17 protein-coding genes and 1 riboswitch are annotated in these 20,752 nt (G+C 56.6%); of the genes, 4 read left to right on the top strand and 13 right to left on the bottom strand.

Annotation, left to right across the window (positions count from 1 at the left end; genetic code table 11):
- Position 1: 1 nt before the first annotated feature.
- Positions 2-997, bottom strand: coding sequence for a cell wall-active antibiotics response protein LiaF (gene liaF / locus H7B67_RS06455; RefSeq protein ID WP_185118964.1), 996 nt, complete (start codon positions 995-997; stop codon positions 2-4).
- Between the two features lie 318 nt (positions 998-1,315).
- Here liaF and H7B67_RS06450 point away from each other — a divergent pair, with 318 nt between their 5' ends.
- Positions 1,316-2,599, top strand: coding sequence for an ammonium transporter (locus H7B67_RS06450; protein WP_185118963.1), 1,284 nt, complete (start codon positions 1,316-1,318; stop codon positions 2,597-2,599).
- Positions 2,600-2,703: 104 nt separating this feature from the next.
- On the opposite strand, the gene H7B67_RS06445 is transcribed toward H7B67_RS06450, so the two are convergent.
- The 6 genes from H7B67_RS06445 to H7B67_RS06420 all read right to left on the bottom strand — a co-directional run bounded on the left by H7B67_RS06445 (position 2,704) and on the right by H7B67_RS06420 (position 9,385).
- Positions 2,704-3,051: a hypothetical protein gene (locus H7B67_RS06445; protein WP_245363976.1), complete on the bottom strand. Its 348-nt coding sequence runs from the start codon at positions 3,049-3,051 to the stop codon at positions 2,704-2,706.
- An 89-nt stretch (positions 3,052-3,140) separates the two neighbouring features.
- Positions 3,141-4,592, bottom strand: coding sequence for a methyl-accepting chemotaxis protein (locus tag H7B67_RS06440; RefSeq protein ID WP_185118962.1), 1,452 nt, complete (start codon positions 4,590-4,592; stop codon positions 3,141-3,143).
- A gap of 124 nt (positions 4,593-4,716) precedes the next feature.
- Positions 4,717-5,268 carry an RNA polymerase sigma factor gene (locus tag H7B67_RS06435; protein WP_185118961.1) on the bottom strand — a complete coding sequence of 184 codons (552 nt, stop codon included), beginning with the start codon at positions 5,266-5,268 and terminating at the stop codon, positions 4,717-4,719.
- 108 nt (positions 5,269-5,376) lie between these two features.
- Positions 5,377-6,015 carry a 3D domain-containing protein gene (locus H7B67_RS06430; RefSeq protein ID WP_185118960.1) on the bottom strand — a complete coding sequence of 213 codons (639 nt, stop codon included), beginning with the start codon at positions 6,013-6,015 and terminating at the stop codon, positions 5,377-5,379.
- 78 nt (positions 6,016-6,093) lie between these two features.
- A complete protein-coding gene (gene thrS, locus H7B67_RS06425; RefSeq protein ID WP_185118959.1) occupies positions 6,094-8,034 on the bottom strand; it encodes a threonine--tRNA ligase in 1,941 nt (646 codons plus the stop codon).
- A gap of 475 nt (positions 8,035-8,509) precedes the next feature.
- Positions 8,510-9,385, bottom strand: coding sequence for a sporulation protein YtxC (locus H7B67_RS06420; protein WP_185118958.1), 876 nt, complete (start codon positions 9,383-9,385; stop codon positions 8,510-8,512).
- A 155-nt stretch (positions 9,386-9,540) separates the two neighbouring features.
- Here H7B67_RS06420 and H7B67_RS06415 point away from each other — a divergent pair, with 155 nt between their 5' ends.
- Complete coding sequence (locus H7B67_RS06415; RefSeq protein ID WP_185118957.1) at positions 9,541-10,647, top strand: GGDEF domain-containing protein; 1,107 nt, start codon at positions 9,541-9,543, stop codon at positions 10,645-10,647.
- A gap of 62 nt (positions 10,648-10,709) precedes the next feature.
- On the opposite strand, the gene mqnC is transcribed toward H7B67_RS06415, so the two are convergent.
- From mqnC to metA, 5 genes are all read right to left on the bottom strand, one after another.
- The gene (gene mqnC / locus H7B67_RS06410; RefSeq protein WP_185118956.1) at positions 10,710-11,849 is read right to left on the bottom strand and encodes a cyclic dehypoxanthinyl futalosine synthase; all 1,140 of its coding nucleotides are present in this window, start codon (positions 11,847-11,849) and stop codon (positions 10,710-10,712) included.
- A 104-nt stretch (positions 11,850-11,953) separates the two neighbouring features.
- Positions 11,954-13,324: an EAL domain-containing protein gene (locus H7B67_RS31250; RefSeq protein ID WP_185118955.1), complete on the bottom strand. Its 1,371-nt coding sequence runs from the start codon at positions 13,322-13,324 to the stop codon at positions 11,954-11,956.
- Between the two features lie 109 nt (positions 13,325-13,433).
- Positions 13,434-14,585, bottom strand: coding sequence for an aminotransferase class I/II-fold pyridoxal phosphate-dependent enzyme (locus tag H7B67_RS06400; protein WP_185118954.1), 1,152 nt, complete (start codon positions 14,583-14,585; stop codon positions 13,434-13,436).
- Positions 14,586-14,589: 4 nt separating this feature from the next.
- Positions 14,590-15,750: an aminotransferase class I/II-fold pyridoxal phosphate-dependent enzyme gene (locus H7B67_RS06395; protein WP_185118953.1), complete on the bottom strand. Its 1,161-nt coding sequence runs from the start codon at positions 15,748-15,750 to the stop codon at positions 14,590-14,592.
- A 54-nt stretch (positions 15,751-15,804) separates the two neighbouring features.
- Positions 15,805-16,722: a homoserine O-acetyltransferase MetA gene (metA, locus tag H7B67_RS06390; RefSeq protein ID WP_185118952.1), complete on the bottom strand. Its 918-nt coding sequence runs from the start codon at positions 16,720-16,722 to the stop codon at positions 15,805-15,807.
- 105 nt (positions 16,723-16,827) lie between these two features.
- Positions 16,828-16,949, bottom strand: a riboswitch (SAM riboswitch).
- A gap of 348 nt (positions 16,950-17,297) precedes the next feature.
- Here metA and corA point away from each other — a divergent pair.
- Positions 17,298-18,233: a magnesium/cobalt transporter CorA gene (gene corA / locus H7B67_RS06385; protein ID WP_185118951.1), complete on the top strand. Its 936-nt coding sequence runs from the start codon at positions 17,298-17,300 to the stop codon at positions 18,231-18,233.
- Positions 18,234-18,302: 69 nt separating this feature from the next.
- Here corA and H7B67_RS06380 read toward each other — a convergent pair whose 3' ends face one another.
- A complete protein-coding gene (locus H7B67_RS06380; protein WP_185118950.1) occupies positions 18,303-19,310 on the bottom strand; it encodes an HRDC domain-containing protein in 1,008 nt (335 codons plus the stop codon).
- 310 nt (positions 19,311-19,620) lie between these two features.
- On the opposite strand from H7B67_RS06380, the gene H7B67_RS06375 reads away from it, so the two are divergent.
- Positions 19,621-20,751, top strand: a complete 1,131-nt coding sequence (locus H7B67_RS06375) for a nitric oxide synthase oxygenase (RefSeq protein ID WP_185118949.1) — start codon at positions 19,621-19,623, stop codon at positions 20,749-20,751.
- Position 20,752: the final 1 nt, after the last annotated feature.

The raw sequence follows: 20,752 nt of genomic DNA, 5'->3' as shown, positions 1-20,752 counted from the left end.
TTTATCCTACCTTCTTGATGCGAACATCGCCGATAAAGGTGCTGACAATGATAATGATACGTTTGGCGGTATCCTCGAAATTCGGCGTCTGAAGGTTCACCTGGTTAAAAAAACCGTCGCGTTTCTGCTCCAGCACGGCCACGTCGCCGATAAAGCTGCTCGACACGACCCGAACGCCGACGGAGAAATCGTTCGGGATAAACACCTTGACATCCCCGATGAACGAAGACACGTAAATTTTCGTTTCTCCGGCCGGAATTTGCGCGCGGGTCAGATCCAGTCTCGTATCTCCGATGAAATTGGAGATGCTCATCGGACGCAGCTCGAAGTAATCGCTGCCGATATCGAAATCTCCGATGAAGCGCGAATGGTTCTCGCGCTTCGGCGAATGATCCCAATACCCGCCGTCCCAACGCGACTCTTGATGGTGCTCCTTCCAATATTTATGCTTCATATAAGAGCTGTCCCGAGGCCGCGGATCTTGCTCCGGGATTTCTTCGAACTTAGGTTCGGAAGGATCGAAACCGAGGTCGAGAGGTTCCGGCGCCGGCGGAGGACCCCTGTCGACGGGAGGCTCGGATGGAGGCGCCGGCGGAGGCGGCGGGGACATCGGAGTCGGATTGATCGTGTTCCATTCGGCTTCTTCGCTCGGCTTCTTTTTGGTACGGCCGCCGCGCACGATCATGAAGAGGCCAAAGACGATAAGCGCGACGGGGCCGACGAATCGAATCAAGTCATGAAACTCCCAATCGACCCAATCCAGATTCCGGGCAAGAAAATATAAGGCCAGCAAGATAAGGATCGCATTCCACCATTGCCCGCCGTTTCGCTGCAGGAGCATTCCTTGCACGCCGACCAGCAGCAGAATGACCGGCCAGAAGGTCTTGAACACGTCCCCGATGTCAATAGAGATGACACCCGCTTGGTTTAACAGGAAGATCACCCCGACCCCGACCAGAACGATCCCCCAGAAAATCCGATGAAGTAGGGATTGCATAACGATTCCTCCGTAAGCAAACATAATGTGCGTATCTGAAATGCGTATCTGCGTTAACGGCACAATAATAACCGCAACGGTAGGAGACGCAACGTTTACTCTACCTATTATAACGGCATTGCCGCAATCCCTAAAGCGGCGCGAGATGGATTGTCGCTTCGGTCTCGAGACCGAGGCGATCGCCTTCGGGTCGGCTTCCGCCATCGATGTGACGTAAACTAACAATCTTCGTTGACATCGTTAACTCCTCACTATATAATGAGTCCGGTTTGAGAGTTTTCATGTCAGGTTTCTACAATTTTTGACGGAGTTGAGCTTATGCAGCTAACAGATGTGTCCAACGGTTTAGATACGATATGGGTCGTTCTGACGGCCGCCATGATTCTTTTGATGGAAGGCGGCTTCGCCCTGCTCGAAGCGGGCTTCGTCAGGCAGAAGAATGCCGTCAGCATCATCATGAAGGTATTCGTCGATATCGCGTTCGGAGCGCTGGTCTTTTACTTGATCGGCTTCGGCCTGATGCACGGCCGGGATCTTGGAAGCGTTATCGGTTCGTCCGGCTTCCTCTTGAAGGGCGATCTTAGCCATCTGCCGACGAATATTACGTCCGATACTTTCTGGCTGTTCCAATGCGCCTTCGTCATCGCCGTTATCTCTATCGTCTCGGGAGCCGCCGCGGAACGGATTCACTTTCGAGCTTATATTTTGTATACCATCGTCATGACGGGTCTCATCTATCCGATCTCCGGTCACTGGATCTGGTCGGCCGACGGTTGGCTGGCCAAGCTCGGCATGATCGATTTCGCCGGCTCCGCGGCCATTCACGCCCTTGGAGGCTTCGCCGCCCTCGCCGCGGCCCTGTTCCTGGGTCCTCGCCTCGGGCGCTTCGGCCCGGAGGGCAAGATCAACATCGTCCCTCCGTCCAATCTCCCGCTCGCCTCCGTCGGGGCGTTCGTCCTCTGGTTCGGCTGGTTCGGCTTCAATTCCGGAAGTACCCTTAGCGCCACGAATACCGGCATCGGCCATATCGCGGTGACGACCATGCTGGCATCGGCGGCGGGATGCGCGGCCTGCATTCTGTTCACCATGCTGCGCTACCAGAAAGCGGATCCTCCGATGGTCATTAACGGAGCGTTGGCCGGCTTGGTCGGCATTACGGCCGGATGCGCCTTCGTCTCCGACGCCGCCGCGATCGGCATCGGCGCCGTATCGGGGATCGCCATGGTGCTCGTTTCCGAATGGCTGGAGAAACGCAGGGTAGACGATCCCGTGGGAGCCTTCGCCGTTCACGGAGTCAGCGGAAGCATCGGCACCCTTGCCGTCGGACTCTTCGCCCTGCCGGGCACCGCTTCGCACGCCGGCCTGTTCCATGGCGGCGGCTTGCACCTGCTTGGCGCGCAGGCCCTCGGCCTCGCTGTCGTCGCCGTTTGGGGCTTCGGCTTAACCTGGATCGCCCTCAAGCTCATTCAAGCTTGGCGACCGGTTCGAGTCACCGCCGACGAAGAGAAGATCGGCTTGGATGTCGCTCTGCACGGCGTTCCCGCATACAGCAAGGATAAGGACTTCATCGACGTGGATGAGCTTCGCAACCCTACATCTTAAGCCAAGCTAACGTCAATAGAACAATATAGCGGATAAAAAAGGCCTGCGCCCGGCGCTCTTCCCCAAGAGCACCTAGGCGTCAGGCCTTTTATCAAGTAAGCTTCCTATTCCGATAACGCAACCGGGAGAGTCCCCTCAAGCATGGCCCGGTACCGTTCTATCTCTTCCCGGAGCAGGCGAACCTTCTCCTTCGGCTTCTTGACATAATGAATGTATTCCACGGCGAGATGGTGATCGGGCTTCCTGCCGGCCAACATTCGCCGGATCGGCGACATCGTCCGATAGGCTTGCTCTTCCCTCTGGACGCGACGCTCGTACCGGTCAACCATCTGCTCGATCTCGCGAATCTCCTCTTCCCTCTTCTCGATCAGGGATTCGAGAAAGGAATAGATCTCGGCATTCTTCCGAGCGGAAGAGGTATCCGGGATCGTAGAACTCATCGGTCCATTCATGAAATATCACCTATCTATCCTTGTTAACATTTGTGACAACTACACATATTGTACAGGATATCGATAGGATTGAGAATGCTTATGTCAGGTTATTTCGTAGAAATTGCAATATCGATTCCGATTACGCCGGCCATTCGGCCTTCTTCATCCCGAATAGGCATCGAAACCGTCAAGCAAGGTTGTTTCGTAATGGCAGATAAGTACACATCGGATACGAAAGTCTCTCCGTTCATCGCCCGTTGCCACCATTCCCTGCCCTTGGCGTTAAGCAGGCCGGCTTCCGGCTCCGAGAACACGAAGGTGCCGTCGCTCCGGTTCGACCAGATCGCCTCCATCCCCTCCGTGCTCTTGAGCAAGGAGCCCAGCTTCCGGCGATGCTCCTCCTCGTTTAGACCGCACAGACCGGGGTTCCGCTCCAGCACTCCGGCGAGCAGCGCCGTCCATCGGCCGGCATCGATGTCCCGTCCAGCCGCTAATGCGCGTCCGCCCGCTTGGCGAACGGAATCGGCCAGTTCATCCGCCGATCGCTTGACGGCCGCGGATACTCTCCCCAGCTTCGAGATCGCCTGGCGCTGCCGCTCATTCTGCACCAGCGTATCGTCCACGCCGCGGACCATGAGTCCGACGGAATCGACCACCTGCTTCAGCATGCCGTTCGCGGAGCCCGTTCTCTCCGCTTGCTCCCCGGCGGCTTCGAGCGTCTTCCCCGCCTGGGAGTCCACCTTCACGATATGGTTAAAAATCGAATCCATCCGATCCCGCGTATGCTTCATCTCCTCCAGACCTCGAGATACGGATTCCTTCTCTTGATCGACCGAGGCGACGACTTGCCGGATGCCGTTCTCGATATCCTTCACGATCGTAGTCGAGCGTTTGACCGCATGGCCGCTCTGCTCCGCCAGCTTGCGGATCTCCTGCGCCACGACGGAGAATCCGAGTCCGTACTCGCCCGCATGGGCCGCTTCAATCGCCGCGTTAAGCGCGAGCAGCGAAGTCTGGGTCACGATCTCTTGGATCAAGGCGTTGATCTCGTTAATCTTGGAGGCTTGTTCGATCAGGCTGCGAACGGTCTCTTCCATCGTTCCGTGATGGACGGACAAATCGTTCATCACTTCGTCGGTGTGCGTCAAGGAACGGGCGACCTCGATGACGACATCCCGGGCTTCCCGGCTCTGGGCGCTCATCTCTTCCGAAATGACGCGGATCTCCTCCGAAGAAGCGGCTACTTCTTGAAGGGAGGAGAAGGCTTCCTCCAATTGCCCGGAGGCCTCTCTGCTCTTGATTCGAAGCCGTTCCTCCTGTTCCGCGGCTCGGCCCGCGATCTCCTCGAGCTGGCCCATGCTCGAATCCACCTCGGCGACGGCTGCCTGCAGTCGGTCGGAGATGACCGACGCTTCCTCTATCATATGATTGAGTGCGCTATCATTTCCTGATGCGGAAAGGGAGGATTCCGCATGTTCCCGAGAATCGCCCGATCCCCCCGCTTGTCCGTTCCGATTGACGTTCCCGCGTTCCCTGATCCATCGTTGCCATTGCGCCATACGGCACCTCCAACTGATTGCCTATGTATCGAACTGCGCTCTCGAATCTCATGATACATTTTTTAACATTATATGACGAACATCCGCAAAATAAAAGAGGAACCCTAGGTTCCTCTTGTCGCCTTTATGGATGCTCGCGCTCGCGCTCGCGATCTTCCCGAATTTGTTCTTTGATTCTTTCTTTCTCCCGGTGAATCTTCGACTTAATCGTTCCGACCGGCATTTCGAAAGCGGCGGCGATCTCATCGTCCTTGAAGCCATAATAAAACTTGTAAAGAAGCAATGTCCGCGTCGTCGGGTCAAGCCGTCCGAGCAGATCGGACAGCTCGGTCTGAAGCTCCGGGTTCGCATCGAGTCCCGAATTGAACGCATGCTCCGATACGCCGCTGTCGTAATCGGCGTGGATCGTCGAACGGCTTCTTCCCGCTCTATTCGCATTGGAAGCCAGATTGTACACGATCGTCTTCGCCCAAGGAATGAGCTTGTCTTCGTCTCTCAAGGTATCCTTCTTCTCTAAGATGCGCACCCAAGCTTCCTGAACGATATCCACCGCGTCGTTCTTGCGGATAAGCTTGTGCCTGGCGACCCGCAGCATCTGCCTGTAGAGCTCTTGGAGCAGCTCGTCTTCCGAGTCCATGCCGCAGGAAGAATCAAAATCTCGAAGGAAGAACTTCATTCAGAGAGGTCACTCCTCGGAGAAACATATTAATCTTCCACAATTGTAGCATAGACTCAAGAAAAAGAGAATATTTGACATTAAATAGGAAAATATCGACAGTGCGGTTTACCCCGGAGTCGGATCTTCCGCTTCCGGGGCGATGACCTCGCTTATGCTATCGAGCATCGATTCCGTCACCTTGCCGTTCCCCTTCTTAATGACTCGCACATCCACCGTTTTTTTGCCCCATTCTTGGAACACCTGTCGTTTGGAAGGGAAGTAGAGGTCGATTTTCCTCCCTTTGATTTTAGATCCCGTATCCGCGACGATCCCATAGCCGTATCCGGGGATAAACAAGATCGTGCCGATGGGAAAAAGCTTCGGGTCCGCCGCGATGGTCGACAGCTTGCCGCGCCTTACCTTGACTCCCGAGTAAGTAATTCCGTATTGAGGATGCCCCGGCCGCTTGCCCGTCGATTCCACTCCAGCGGTATAGCCGGTCGCCACGACGCGAATGATCTCCTCTTGTTCTTCCTTGAATCCCGTCCGATCGGCCGAAGCAACCAATCTCTTCTCGTCCGGCGTCATCTTCGTTGCCGGCTTCTTCGGCGCTTGCGCAAGAGCCGCGGATGACCCTCTCTCCTCCAAGGATATCTCTTCGGCATCGGCCCCAAGTTCCGCCGGTCCAATCGCGGCCAGCATCACGGACAAGATCATCATGCCTCGAACGAAACGGTTTGACAAAGGCAAAAAGCTTGCTGGCATCTTAGCACACTCCCCTGTCAGGAAGGGTGCCCAAGGCCAACAAGCTTTATGCAGGGCTCTATTCGATATGCCTCGACGTTAGTCTACGCGCTTCGAAGCGATTTCTCCCGTAATGCGGGCGATGAATTCGTCCGCGGGCTGAGCTCCGAGGTCCCCTTCTCCGCGTCTTCTGACGGAGACCGTGCCGTTCGCCGCTTCGTTCTCGCCGACGACGAGCATGTAAGGAATCTTCTCCAGCTGGGCTTCCCGAATCTTATAGCCCATTTTCTCGTTGCGAAGGTCGGCTTCGGCGCGTACGCCCGCCGCCAGCAGCTTGTCGTTCAGCTCGCGGGCATATTCTTCGTAGGCGAGGCTTACCGGAATGATCTTCGCTTGCAGCGGAGACAGCCACACCGGAAGCGCGCCGGCGAAGTTCTCCAGCAGGAATGCCGTGAACCGTTCCATCGTGCTGATGATGCCGCGGTGAATAACGACCGGACGATGCTTCTTGCCGTCGTCTCCGACATACTCGAGCTCGAACCGCTCCGGAAGGAGCACGTCGATCTGGGCCGTGGAGAGCGTTTCTTCCTTGCCGAGCGCCGTCTTGACCTGTACGTCAAGCTTCGGTCCGTAGAAGGCCGCTTCGCCCTCCGCTTCGAAGAACGGCAAGCCGAGCTCTTCTACTACCTCGCGAAGCATGCGCTGCGAAGTCTCCCACATGTTGTCGTCCGGCCAGTACTTCTCCTTGTCCTGAGGATCGCGGTAGGACAAGCGGAAGCGGTATTCCTTGATTCCGAAGTCTTCGTAAACGCGTTGGATCAGCTGCACGACCCGCTTGAACTCTTCCTTGATCTGGTCGAGACGGCAGAAGATATGCGAATCGTTCAACGTCATCGCGCGAACGCGGTGAAGGCCCGTCAGGGCGCCGGACATCTCGTAGCGGTGCATCATTCCGAGTTCGGCGATTCGGATCGGAAGGTCGCGGTAGCTTCTCATCTCGCTCTTATACACCATCATGTGGTGAGGGCAGTTCATCGGGCGAAGCACGAGCTCTTCGTTGTCCATCTGCATCGGAGGGAACATGTCCTCCTGGTAGTGCTCCCAGTGGCCGGACGTCTTGTACAAGTCGACGTTGGCCAGCACGGGCGTGTAGACGTGCAAGTAGCCGAGTTTCTCTTCGAGATCGACGATATATCGCTCCAGAGTGCGGCGAACCTTGGCGCCGTTAGGAAGCCAAAGCGGAAGGCCTTGGCCGACCTCGCGGGAGAACGTGAACATGTTCAGTTCCTTGCCGAGCTTGCGGTGGTCGCGCTTCTTCGCCTCCTCGAGGAAGTGAAGGTGCTCGTCAAGCTGAGACTTCTTCGCGAATGCCGTTCCGTAGATCCGCTGAAGCATCTTGTTCTTGCTGTCCCCGCGCCAGTACGCGCCGGCAACGCTCAGCAGCTTAAACGCCTTGATGCGTCCCGTGGAAGGAAGGTGCGGACCGCGGCACAGGTCGAAGAATTCGCCTTGGTCGTAGATCGTGATCGTCGAGCCTTCCGGCAAGCCTTCGATAAGCTCGATCTTAAGCGGATCTCCCGCTTCTTCGTAGATGCGAAGGGCTTCTTCGCGGCTCACGACGCGGCGAACGATCGGGAGATCCTCCTTGATGATCTTCTCCATCTCTTTCTCGATGCTCGCGAGGTCTTCCGGAGTAATCGACTGCTCCAGATCGATATCGTAGTAGAAGCCGTCTTCGATGACCGGCCCGATGCCGAGCTTCACCTTGTTGCCGCCGAACAGCCTCTTGATCGCCTGAGCCATCAAGTGAGCGGAGCTATGGCGCATCACTTCAAGCCCTTCCGGGCTATCCAGCGTCAGAATCTCGAGAGAGCTATCCTCCTCGATCGCCGCGTTCAAGTCGACTACTTTGCCGTTCACCTTGCCGGCGACGGCGTTCTTTCTCAGCCCGCTGCTGATGGAACCGGCGATCTCTTCGACCGTCGATCCTTGAGCGAACTCGCGGACGGCTCCGTCCGGGAATTTGATTTGCAGTGCCATGCTGTTTGGCCTCCTTAATAGTGAATACCTTGGTCGTGAAGGTCAATCGGCAAGGGACGAGCGCGCCGCCATCAAACGCAAAAAAGCACTCGTCCCCATAGGGACGAGCGCTAATCGTTCGCATCTCGTGGTTCCACCCTTATTCAATCGGATTCCGCTTCGCTCTCTTCCCCTGTTAGGTTCGCAGAGGAGCCGTCCGATTCTCAGGCATGAGTAACGGTCATGACCCGGCAAGGCTTACAGACGTCGACGATCCGGCAAGACGCAGGTCGCGGACATGTTCGGCCAAGCAGCTCGAAAGGGGTAGACGCAAGCCGGTGTCGGAAGGAACTTGCAGCCAAGGTTCCTCTCTCTGTGCCGTCCATAACAAGCATCGTTGTCTTTCTCATCGCCATTAAAGAATATCTCGGGAGCAGTTGCTCCGCATTCACGCAAGGCTAATTAACGGCATTATAACGCTATCTTAAACATGCCGTCAAGTCGGCATATCCGGACAGATAGCGGCTCGCTCCCCGAAAATTCCCATTAAGGTGCGGATGACCTGAGCTTCCGGGTCATGCGTATGAATGTACAGTTGGCGAGGCGACGCCGCAAGCAGCCGGCTGACGAGCAGGCTTTCCTCCTCCTGCTCGTCATGCCCCCTTTTCTCCTCGTCGGGCGTTTTTTCGAACATCCAGGCTTCTTTATCCAACGGCTGCATTTTCTCATCGAACAGCTTAAAGGCATGTCCCCCGGAGTGAAGAACATGGACCGCCTGCACCCTGACTTCCTGCCATTCCACCATCGACTGCAGCAGAGACATGAATTCCTTATACTGGCGGTCCATCATCCGCTCTTCGACGGCCGTCTCGGCCGCCTCCTTGACCTCGGTTAAATACTCCTTCAGCCGAAATCTCAGGAATCCCTCCAAATGGATAAAACCGTTCTCCTTCAAAAATGCCGCGAAGGGCTGTCCCCATCGTTTGATCCTTCTGGCCCTTCCGTAAAAGGAGCCGTCATCGCCGGCCGTGTCTCCATCGAGCAGGCCGATCGCCTCGGAGATCATCACGTCGATCTCGACCGGGTCGGAACGAGTGCCGTAATTCTTGTTCATCCATTGCCGGAGCAGGATCGGTTCCCTCTCGGACACGATAAATTCCGCCAGGACGATCCCCGTCTTGCCGCAGAAATCCTCTCTCCCCTTCTCTATGGTCAGGCTGCATCGCACGCGGCCATCCTCGGGAGAAAGCTCCCACGGCCCTTCTCCCCTGCTGCCCGATAAGCCGGCAAACGATTGATTGAGCATGGCTGCCAATCGTTCCGACGAATCGCGGCGGGCGCCCGTATCGATCGTCCATTCATCCTTCTTCACCTGATCACCTCCGGTATCTCCTTTTCTAACTATATGGTGACCGAAAAAGGGATATACGATCGGCAATTCGATATGGTATATTTTATAAATCGACAGCTCTCATCGAACCTTTCCAAGGCAACCATAACTCATTCGCGAGAAATCGAGGCCGATCCATGAAGGTATTCCAACATGTCGAGCATAATTTGAAGCGTTGGAACCGATATATTCTATCCATGCTCGGTGCCATCGTCCTTCTGTCGGTTGTCGTCGAGACTTACTTTCTGCTCTTTCTCACCGATGATCAAGTCAGCTATTTCCGCATTCACGTTCTGGAACCGACTATCCTGCTTATCTGCGTATACGCGATATCCCTTGCTGCCGTCAGAGGACTCCCTCAGCATCAAGAATACATACTCCTTGCGTCCGCGACTCTTATGGTCGATATTCTGGTCGTCAACCACAGGCCCGACTCCTACCTGCTAATCGCCCTTCATTTTCCCGTCTTGCTTAGTTTGACTTATTACCAGCTTTCCAAGCTTTTCTATTCGATTTTGAACTCCTTGGTCTCCTTGATCGCGATTCTCGCCCTCGACCCGATTATCTGGCGGGAGATCGGCTCCGAAACCTTCATCGCTATCGCCGTAATTCTCTTGGTGTTCGACGGGGTCGCCGTTGGCATTCTTATAAGAGGATCGGAAATCCGGGATCACTTCAACGACGAATGGCAGAATGAGCAAACGAAGGTCATCGACGCGTACCTGGAAGATCTCAGAAGCAAAACCGACCCTCTGACCGGGGCTTACAACCATAGCGCTTTTCACGACCATTTGGATCAGATGATTCGCCAGAGCGACTCCGGACTAGTCCTCTTCTACTTGGCTTATCTCGATATAGACAACTTTCAGGCATGGAACGAACGACATGGTTACCGCTTCGGCGACGACGTTCTGAGAACGATCTCCACGCTGATTTCCACCCGAATAGGCCCTCACGATCTCCTCGCGAGGTTCCAAGGGGACAGATTTGCGATTCAGTCGCTGCACCACAGCCATCAGGAAGCCTTCGATACGATGGAGAGCATCCGGAGAAAAATCGAGCATTTCTCGTTCGCCTCCATGGAAGGCGAGAGGCTGACCGTCAGCGTCGGCATCGTCCCTTATTCGATGGGCCAGGGCAAGTCGGCGCTGCTGGTCAACGCCGATCGCGCTTTGGCGGAGGCCAAATCCAAAGGCAAGAATCGAACCGCGATCTCGGCCGTCTTGCACTCGGTGGAGTTCTAATCGGATAAAAAAAGAAGGCGGCTGAGATCTCCCTCATGCCGCCTTCAATCTATCGATATCGATTAGTTCTGCATCACGAAGTCCTTCGCGATCTTCTCGTTCTCGTCTTCGAACATGCGAAGGATGTTGTATTGCGTATCGCGCTGGGCCGGGATTCTTCCCGCTTCGCGGATAAGCTTAAGGCACAGCTCGATGTTGACCTTGTGCGTCGTGCCCGCCGCGGAGACGACGTTCTCCTCCATCATCGTGCTGCCGAAGTCGTTGGCTCCGTATTGCAGCGACAGCTTGCCGATCTCGGGGCCCATCGTGACCCAGGAGGATTGGAAATTCGGAATGTTGTCGAGGGCGATCCGGCTGATCGCCAGCGTCTTGAGGTATTCCTCCGGAGTCGCCTTCTCGCGCTTCATGTTCGTGTTGTCCGGCTGGAATGTCCATGGAATGAACGCCAGGAAGCCTCGGGAAGGATAGCCGTTCCGAACGCACTCGTCCTGCGCTTCCCGGATGCGGAGCAGGTGAAGCGCGCGTTCCTCCATCGACTCTCCGAAGCCGATAACCATCGTACCGGTCGTCGTCATTCCGACCTTGTGGGCGGTCGTCATGACATCCATCCAGTCTCGCCAAGAGCCTTTCAGCCGGCTGATCTTCTTGCGCGTACGGTCATCCAGAATCTCGGCTCCGCCGCCCGGAAGCGAATCGAGACCGGCCTCGTGAATCTGCCGAACGACTTCTTCCAGCGACAATCCGTCCGAGACGTCGACCATCTTGCGAATCTCAGCCGGGGAGAACGAGTGCATCGTGATGTTCGGGAATCTCGCCTTGATCTTCTTAAGCAGATCCGTATAATACGAGAACGGGAGATTCGGGTTCGTCCCGCCTTGCATCAGGATCTCCGTGCCGCCGACATCGACCGTCTCTTGAATTTTCTGCAGAATGGCTTCGTCCGGAAGAACGTACCCCTGCTCCGAGCCCGGAGCCCGGTAGAAAGCGCAGAATCGGCAATAAACGTCGCAGATATTCGTATAGTTGACATTGCGTCCGACCACGAACGTCGTGATCGGTTCCGGATGCCACTTATTCATGATCCGATTGGCCGCATGGCCCATCTTCTCCACTTCGTCGCTTTCGAACAGAGCGATGATGTCATCCTGTCCGAGCCTTTCTCCGCGAAGCGCCTGCTCCAATATCCCATCGATGTTACTCATAAGAATTTCTCCTCTCCGTAAAGCCCAATCTGTCTCAAGTTTGTCTCGAATCTCGCATAAACCCGTCACTGCCTATCGTAGCACAAAAAGACCGCCGCAGTCACCTAGGAGGCGACTTGATCGCGGCGGTACTGGATTCGTTCCTTCGTCTCTTGGAATACATGACGCTCATGCTCATGCAGAAGCACGTTCGGTCTGGCGAAGTAATAGCCCTGTCCCATCCCGACGTTAAGCCGGAACAGAACGTCCGCTTCCTCCTCGCGTTCCACGCCTTCCGCGACGACCTCGCAGCTCATCTCGCCGGCTGCCGTTACGATCGCCTTAAGCAGGCTCTCCTTCACGGAGAAGCGGTCGACGAACTGAATGACCGAGCGGTCGATCTTGATCATCTCGGGAGCCATCTCCCCGATCCATTGCAGGCTGGAATAACCCGCGCCCATATCGTCGACGGCGAAGCGGAAGCCGTGCTGGCGGAAGGAATTCAAGATGCGAAGCATCGTCGCGAAATCTTCCACCTCGTGTCTCTCCGTGATCTCGAACACGATCTGCTTGGGAGAAAGCCCGGGAAGTTGCTTCAAGCATTCCAGAACGTGCGAGAGGAACGACGGATGGTTTAACGTCACCGCCGTCACGTTCAGGAATACCGGCTCGCGAATTTGCCGCAGCGACACCTCTTCTAGCGCAAGCTTCACGATCATGAACTCAAGACGGCTTAGCTGCTTGCTCTCGCTGGCGAACTGGAACAGCTCGTCCGGGCGATGGAAGATGCTCGCCGCCGGTCCTCGCGTGAGAATCTCCCAGCCGAACACGTCTCCGTTCTTCAGGTTCATAATCGGTTGGGCGAGCACGGAGATGTCGCGGTTATCCAGGATTAAATCCAGCTGACGCCTTGCGGCGATCACCTGGGGAGAAAGCTGGCGCGTGGCCAGGGCGAGAGCGAAACGGTACGATTCCCGCAGCAGCTCCTCGTTCGTCATTCCCGCTTGGCTGGAAGCGGCGAAGGGAACGTAGCTGCCGGTCATAGAAATCCGGCCGCGATATTCGCGCAAGGAAGCGGCGCGCGATTCGACGGCCAGTCGCAGCGCTTCCAGCCTGTACTCGAGCGCGGCCGGAATGAAATCGGCATGGGTTGGCGCTTCCCCTTTAACGAGCATAACGAATTCCTGGGGACCGAATTGATCGACTCCGATCACTTCCGAATCGTCCCACTGTCCTCTGATCAAAGCCGACATGCTCCTTCTCGTCTCCGCCTGCAGGGCGGACTGAAGCAGCTTCAGCTGGGGAAGAAGCGATTCCGGACAGTCCCAACGGAACAAGGCAAGATAACAATGGTCGCCGCGCTCCAGATGCTTGTCCAGCATCGCCTGAACAGGCTTGCGGAGCGTGAAGTCGGGCGGAAAAATACGCAGCGAACGGTCGGTCATCAGCAGTTTGGCACCGAGAAGAAGTCGATCCAACATATTCTGTATACTCACAACAGATCAGCCACCCTGTCAACTTGTAACCGCACCGTCATTGTATCATGAAAGAAAGACGTATGAATAGAATATCTTGACAATTTATCGTTCGATAAAATCGGAGTCCTTAAAAGTCGAGAGCTTGCTCCAGATCGCGAATAAGGTCGTCGATATCTTCAAGGCCGACCGAATAGCGCACCAATCCGTCCGTAATCCCCCTCGCGTGCCTAACCTCGCGAGGCATGGCGGCGTGGGACATCATCGCCGGATAGGAGAGGATGCTCTCGACCGCGCCGAGGCTGACGGCCACGATCGGCAGCTTCACCTTGCCGAGCATCTGGCGCGCGCGCTCTCCGCTGCCGACGTCGAAGGAGACGACGGCGCCGAAGCCCTTGGATTGCTTCGCGTGAATGTCGCCGCGCGGATGATCCTTAAGCCCCGGGTAGTAAACCTTCTCGACGCCGGGATGGGCCTGCAGCCAAGCGGCCAGCTTGGCTGCGCTCTTCTCGCTGGCTTCCATGCGGACCTGAAGCGTCTTCATGCCCCGCATGAGCAGCCAGCTCTCCTGCGCGCTCAGAACGGTTCCGAGCCCGTTCTGCAGCTGCTTTACGCGGCGCCCTAGCGATTCGTCCGCCGTGACGATCAAGCCCGCGAGAACGTCGCTGTGCCCGCTCAGGAACTTGGTGGCGCTGTGGATGACGATATCGACTCCAAGCTCGATCGGCCTCTGATGGTACGGAGTCATGAACGTGTTGTCGAGCATCGTCAGCAGGCCGAGCTCCTTCGCCCATGCCGCGATCTCCGCGATGTCCGTGATTTTCAGCGTCGGGTTGGACGGCGTCTCCATGAAGACCGCTTTGGTATTCGGTTTAAGGGCCATCTTCACTTGCTCGAAGTCCGTCATATCCACGAACGTCGAATCGATGTTCAGACGATTAAGCACCGTCGTCAGCAGACGATAGGTTCCTCCGTATACGTCCTCCGTCACGATCACATGGTCGCCGGCCGACAGAAGCAGGAAAGCCGTCGAGATCGCCGCCATCCCGGAAGCGAACGCGAAGCCGCGGGCTCCTCCCTCAAGGACGGAGATATATTCCTCCAGCGCCTCTCTCGTCGGATTCCCCGAGCGGCTGTAATCGTGGGCCGGGGGGTTGTCCAGATCGAAGTGATGGAAGGTCGATGCTTGATAGATCGGCACGCTGGAAGCGCCGGTCGTCTTGTCGATCTCCTTGCCGAAGTGAATCAGCTTGGTCGAGAAGTCTTGTTCCGAGTTCGCCATGTCGTTATGCCCCCTCGATTTCTTGCAGCGCCGCGTCGATCGCCGCGCCCAAATCCGCGATCAGATCCTCGATATGCTCGATGCCGACGGAGAAACGGAGAAGCCTGTCGTCCACGCCGACCTTCTTGCGAATCTCTTCCGGGATGTCCGCGTGCGTCTGGATCGCCGGGTAAGTCAGCAGGGATTCCACTCCGCCCAAGCTCTCCGCGAAGGCGATCAGCTTCAGATGGCGAAGAATCGGTTCGACCGTGCGGGCATCCTTCATGCGGAACGAGAAAATGCCGGTGTTCCCCGAGGACTGGCGCTTCTGGATCTCATGCCCCGGATGATGAGGCAGCGCGGGATGGTAAACCTCCTCGACGGCCGGATGCGCCTTCAGCCATTCCGCCATCTTGACGGAGTTGTATTCGTGGCGCTCCATTCGCAGGGCGAGAGTCTTCATCCCTCTCATCAGGAGATACGAATCTTGAGGTCCGAGAACCGCTCCCAAGGAGTTGTGAAGGAAGCCCATCTTCTTGGTCAGCTCTTCGCCCTTGGTCATGATCAGCCCCGCGAGCACGTCGTTATGTCCGCCCAAGTACTTCGTCGCGCTATGGATGACGATGTCGGCGCCCAGGTCAAGCGGCCGCTGCAGGAACGGAGTCAGGAGCGTATTGTCCACGATCGTCAGGAACCCCTTGGACTTGGCCCAAGCAGCGACTTTCTCGATGTCCGTGATCATCATCAGCGGATTGGTCGGCGTCTCGATCAGGACGGCCTTCGTGCCGGCGGTACAGAGCTCCTCCATCGCTTCGATGTCGTTCGTATCCACGTAGGACGCGGTAATTCCGTAACGGGACAGGATCTGCTCCAGAAGGCGGTAAGTGCCGCCGTATAGATCCAAGGAGACGATCAGATGATCGCCTTGGCCGAACAGGGCGAAGATGGTCGTGAGGGCAGCCATGCCCGAGCTGCACGCGAAGCCGCCGTCCGCGTTCTCCAGATCGGCCGCGGCCTGCTCCAGGACGGACCGGGTCGGGCTCTTCGTACGGGAATAATCGAAGCCCGTGCTCTGGCCGAGCCGAGGGTGGCGGAAAGCCGTGGATTGATAAATCGGATAGTTGACTGCTCCGGTGCGCGGGTCCTCTTGGGAACCTATTTGGGCTAAGCGGCTTTCAATGTTCATAAGATTGGAATCCTCCTGCTAACGAATAAGTTGGGAATCGCGACTCTCTGTTTATTAAATGCCAGCTCCCAGATCGTAAGGAGTCTGTTGGTAAACGTAGTAGTTCAGCCAGTTGGAGAACAGCAGATTCGCGTGCGCTCTCCAGCTCGACAGCGGCATCTTCGACGGATCATTTCCCGGAAAATAATTTTTGGGAACGTCGATGCGGAGCCCTTTGGCTTTATCCCGGTCGTATTCCCATTTGAGGGTCAGAGGATCGTATTCCGAATGGCCGGTGACGAAGATCTGGCGCCCGTCCTTCGTGGCGGCGATATAGACGCCGGCATCTTCGGATTCGGAGAGAATCTCGAGCTCCGGTATCTTCTCGATGTCTTCTTTGCGCACCTCGGTATGGCGGGATTGAGGCACGTAGAACAGCTCGTCGAAGCCGCGAAGCAGCGGAACGTTCCTCTTCTCGACCGTATGAGGGAACACTCCGAACAGCTTATTCGGGAGATCGACCTTAGGGACGCCGAAGTGATGGAAGAGGCCGGCCTGCGCTCCCCAACAAATGTGGAAGGTGGAGGTGACGTTCCTCTTGCTCCAATCCATGATGTCCTTCAGCTCTTCCCAGTAGTTTACATCCTCGAAGGCAAATTGCTCGACGGGAGCTCCGGTAATGATCATGCCGTCGAAGCGCTGCTGGGAGATCTCGTCGAACGTCTTGTAGAACGCTTCGAGATGCTCCGCGGACGTATTCTTCGACGTATGCGTCTTCGGATGGATCAGCACCGCTTCCACCTGCAGCGGGGTATTCCCGATCAGGCGAAGCAGCTGCGTCTCCGTCGTCTCCTTCGTCGGCATTAAATTTAAGATCGCAATGCGGAGCGGCCGAATATCCTGATGGTAAGCGACGCTCTCATCCATGACGAAAATGTTCTCTTCCGCCAAAATCTCTCTGGCTGGCAGCGAATCCGGTACTTTAATCGGCATTTTCAACTCCCCTTTCTGTCTGAACCCAACCGAAGCATCCCGGTCCGAATAACCAAAAAAGACCCTTCGATGAGAAGGGTCGTCGCAGTAGAAACATACGCGCCTCTCTCATCTCCCAGTAACACGACCGTAAATCGTGCACCGCAAGAATTAGCACCGTGCGTCTTCGATCGACGCCGGTTGCCGGGCTTCATCGGGCTAGTCCCTCCGCCTGCTCTTGATAAGGATGGCAATTCCTATTCGGTTGTAATCCAACGTGAAACTCCTTCTAATGTAAACCAAAAGAACGATACCGTCAAGGAGCGGATTTCCCCGGAAAATGTCCTTGTAATGGGGGTTCGGAGAAGATTATACTTATCACGAATTGCGCTTAATCAACAAGGACAACGATAAAGGGGGGAGCCGGTCATGGAAGGGGATCAGCCTGGACCAAGTTGCAGGTTAACGGGAAATGAAGCAGGACGACAGGTTGCCGTTTGGCGCTCGGGCAAAGCCGGCTCCGCCGACTTATAGACTGATTATGCTTAACGGATGTACGCCCTGCATGATTCATCATGCGAAGGAGCGGATTCCATATGAAAATTCGGCTGGTTAACAAAGGCGTATTCACGCCTATCGAAGACATTGCGACGACCCTTGTTCCTCCGGAGCAGGGCTTCTACTGGATCGACGCGGACGTAGACGACCTGCTTGCGCTGCAGCCTCTGTTCGGCATTCACGATCTTGCCGTGGAGGACTGCTTGACGGAAGAGGAGCAGCGTCCGAAGCTGGAAGTGTACGAAAGCCATTATTTTATCGTCATCAACAGCATCCGATTCGACGACGAGGAGATCTTCCTGAGGGCTCTGAACATGTTTCTCGGACGCCATTACCTCATTACCGTCACCCGGCAGAAGATCAACGAGCTCCGGACGATCAAGCCGATCCTGTGGGAGCAGGAAGTGAACAGCGCCGACCGGCTGCTGTATCATCTCGTCGACATCGTCGTCGACAACTACTTCCTCGTCGGCGACAGGATCGAGGCAAGAATCGAGAGCCTCGAGGAAGACATTCTCATGCATACGAAGAAATCCCATCTCACCGAGATCATCGGCCTTCGAAGCGAAATCCTGTGGCTCAAGAAAGTGCTGGGACCGCAGCGCGACGTCATCGGGGCGCTCAACAAGAAGGAGCTTAAGCTGTTCGACGTCCAACTGCAGAAATACTTCGGCGACATCTACGAGAACGCGGTCAAGATCACGGAAACGTTCGAGACGTACCGCGACCTGATGGCGAACTTGCGGGAAGCTTACCAGTCCAGCGTCGCGAACCGCGCGAACGAGATCATGCGCGTCTTCACCGCCTTGACGACGATCTTCATGCCCTTGACCTTCATAACGGGCATCTACGGAATGAATTTCGACTTCATTCCCGGCATGCACGACCGGTATGGATCCATCGTGCTTCTGGTCATAATGGCTGCCCTAGGATTCGGGATGTTCTATATCTTCCGCAAGAAGGATTGGATATGAGTTCCTATATCTTCGACGCCCCTCGATCGGCCTTTATCGGCCGGCAGAGGGGCGTTCTTTGTTCTCCGGTCACACGGCGGACGATTGGCGCTGACGGCGGTAGCGAATCCGGATCATTCTCAGCTTCTCGTATTGCTGCTCCGCCTGCCCCGCCCCTCCTCCGGCGGCTTCCGAGGCATAAAGGCGTTGGTACAGCGGCTTAAGGTATCGGTCGCCAAGCTCCTGCATCGCGCTCTCCGCCTGCCTGATCTCGCCTTCGTCGACGGCCGACAGCTCTTGATCGACGAGGGGGAGGACGTCGTAGCCTTCCTCGTCCAGCCGGTCGATCCTCTCCACCAGCATCCTTCTCGTCAGGCCGAGCTCCTTCTCCAGATCGGCCAGCGAGCTGCCTTGGCGAATGCCGGTCAGCAGCCTCTTCTTCTCCTGAACCAGGGAGACGCTCTTGCCGTACTTCTCCTCCTTCTGGAGGAAAATCCATTCCGACAGCTGCTCTTCGGATATGGCGTTCTCCACCCATTGAAGCGGAAAATCATGCTCTCTCGGCAACGCGGAGACCAGCTCGAGCAGCTCGGCCCCGTACTTCTCCACCTTCGTCTTCCCGAAGCCGGGGAGCTGGCCGAGCTCCTCCGGCGTTCTCGGCAAGAAGACCGCGACCAAGTGAAGCTCGCGATTCGTCGCGATCAGATAGGCCGAGCGCTTCTCTTCCGTCGCCTTCGCTCTTCGCCAATGGCGAAGCGGAGCCACCGTATCTTCGTTGGCATGCCGATCCGCGTAGCAATGGAGCAGGGAAGCCAGCTGCTGGCGCCTCTCCCAGAACGGGGAATCCTCCAGCATTCCGTCCAGAAGCGGACGGTAGCCTTCCTTCATCCGGCGGGCCACTCCATGGCGGAACGAAGCGAGCAGCTCCTCCCAGCTCGTCCCCTCGTACCAGGTCTCCTGGCCGTCCGCCCCCTGCTCCGGAACCGAATGCCAGCCGGAGCTCCAAATTCCTTGGTGCTCTCCGATAAACACCTGCCCCCGCTCTACGTCTGCCTTCCCAAACGAGCGTTCGAAACGATTCAGAAAAACGATCTCCATCTTGCTTCCTCCTTGGCGCATCCAGCGCATATTCACGTTCCGGAGCTTCCCAGGCGAGGGATGGAGAATACGGCGGCCTAAAAACGACAAGAAGCACCCCTCCGCACTTGGCGGTGAGGTGCTTCCTCATCACGGCTACCCGAACAATGTAAGATCAGATTAGCAGATTAGGATTCATTTGGCAATAGCCAGGAACGTGCGTTTGTCACACGATCTTCTTTTGCCGAACGAAAAGCCATATGATACTGTTAGATCATTACCAGAGAATGGACGGTCGGATCGGGCCACAAGGAAAGGAAGTCGCGCCAAGATGCAACACGCGGAGAGAAAATGCCCCTTCTCGGAGGCGCTTTATAAAGAGGCGGAGGCTTTCGTTCGGACCAGCCGCGGGGAGCTCGGCATGCCGGCGGCCGACGTCGAGAAGAGGCTCGGACAGCTGGAGGAGTCCCTTCGGCGGGAAGGCAACTACAGCCATACCTTCGAAGAGCTGGAGCACGGGGCCAAGATGGCGTGGAGGAACGCGAACCGCTGCATCGGAAGACTGTTCTGGAATCGGATGCGCGTCTTCGACGAGAGAGGCTGCGAGACCGAACGGCAAGCGTTCGAGGCGCTTCTGAGGCACATCGAGTTCGCCACGAACGGCGGCGAGATCCGGCCCGCCATCACGATCTTCAAGCCCGCGAATCCCGACGGCTCCGAGCCTATTCGCATCTGGAATCATCAGTTGATCCGCTATGCCGGCTACGAGACCGAGAACGGGATTGTCGGTGACCCCGCTTCGGTAACCTTCACCAAGGTTTGCCTGGAGTTGGGCTGGCGAGGAGAAGGCACTCCCTTCGACGTTCTCCCTCTCGTCATTCAAGCGAACGGGCAGAAGCCGCGCTGGTTCCGCATTCCGGACGAGCTCGTGCTCGAGGTTCCGCTCTCCCATCCGACCGAGGATTTGTTCGGTTCGTTCTCCGCCAAATGGTACGCGGTTCCGATCATCTCGGATATGGCGCTTACGATCGGGGGCATCCGCTACCCGGCGGCGCCGTTCAACGGCTGGTACATGGAGACCGAGATCGGGGCGCGCAACCTCGCCGACGAATTCCGGTACGACCTGATTCCGTTAGTCGCCGAGCAGCTCGGCTTGGACACGAGCAGCCATTCGACGCTGTGGAAGGATCGCGCGTTGCTCGAGCTGAACGTCGCCGTCCTCCATTCGTTCCGCCAAGCGGGAGTGAGCATCGTCGATCACCATACCGCCGCCCAGCAGTTCAAAATGTTTCAGCGCAACGAGGAAAAGGAAGGACGCGAGGTCACCGGCCGGTGGTCTTGGCTGATCCCTCCTCTGTCTCCCGCGCTAACGCACATTTTCCATTCCACCTTCGAAGATAAGACGGTCTTGCCGGGTTTTCTCTCCCAAAAGCGGCCTTACGAAGCCGACGAATTACGATAAA

This window comes from Cohnella thailandensis, assembly GCF_014212135.1.
In the GTDB taxonomy this organism is placed as follows: Bacteria; Bacillota; Bacilli; order Paenibacillales; family Paenibacillaceae; genus Cohnella; species Cohnella thailandensis.
The sequence above is the reverse complement of the archived record's forward strand: the minus strand, read 5'-3'. Positions and strand labels throughout refer to the sequence as shown.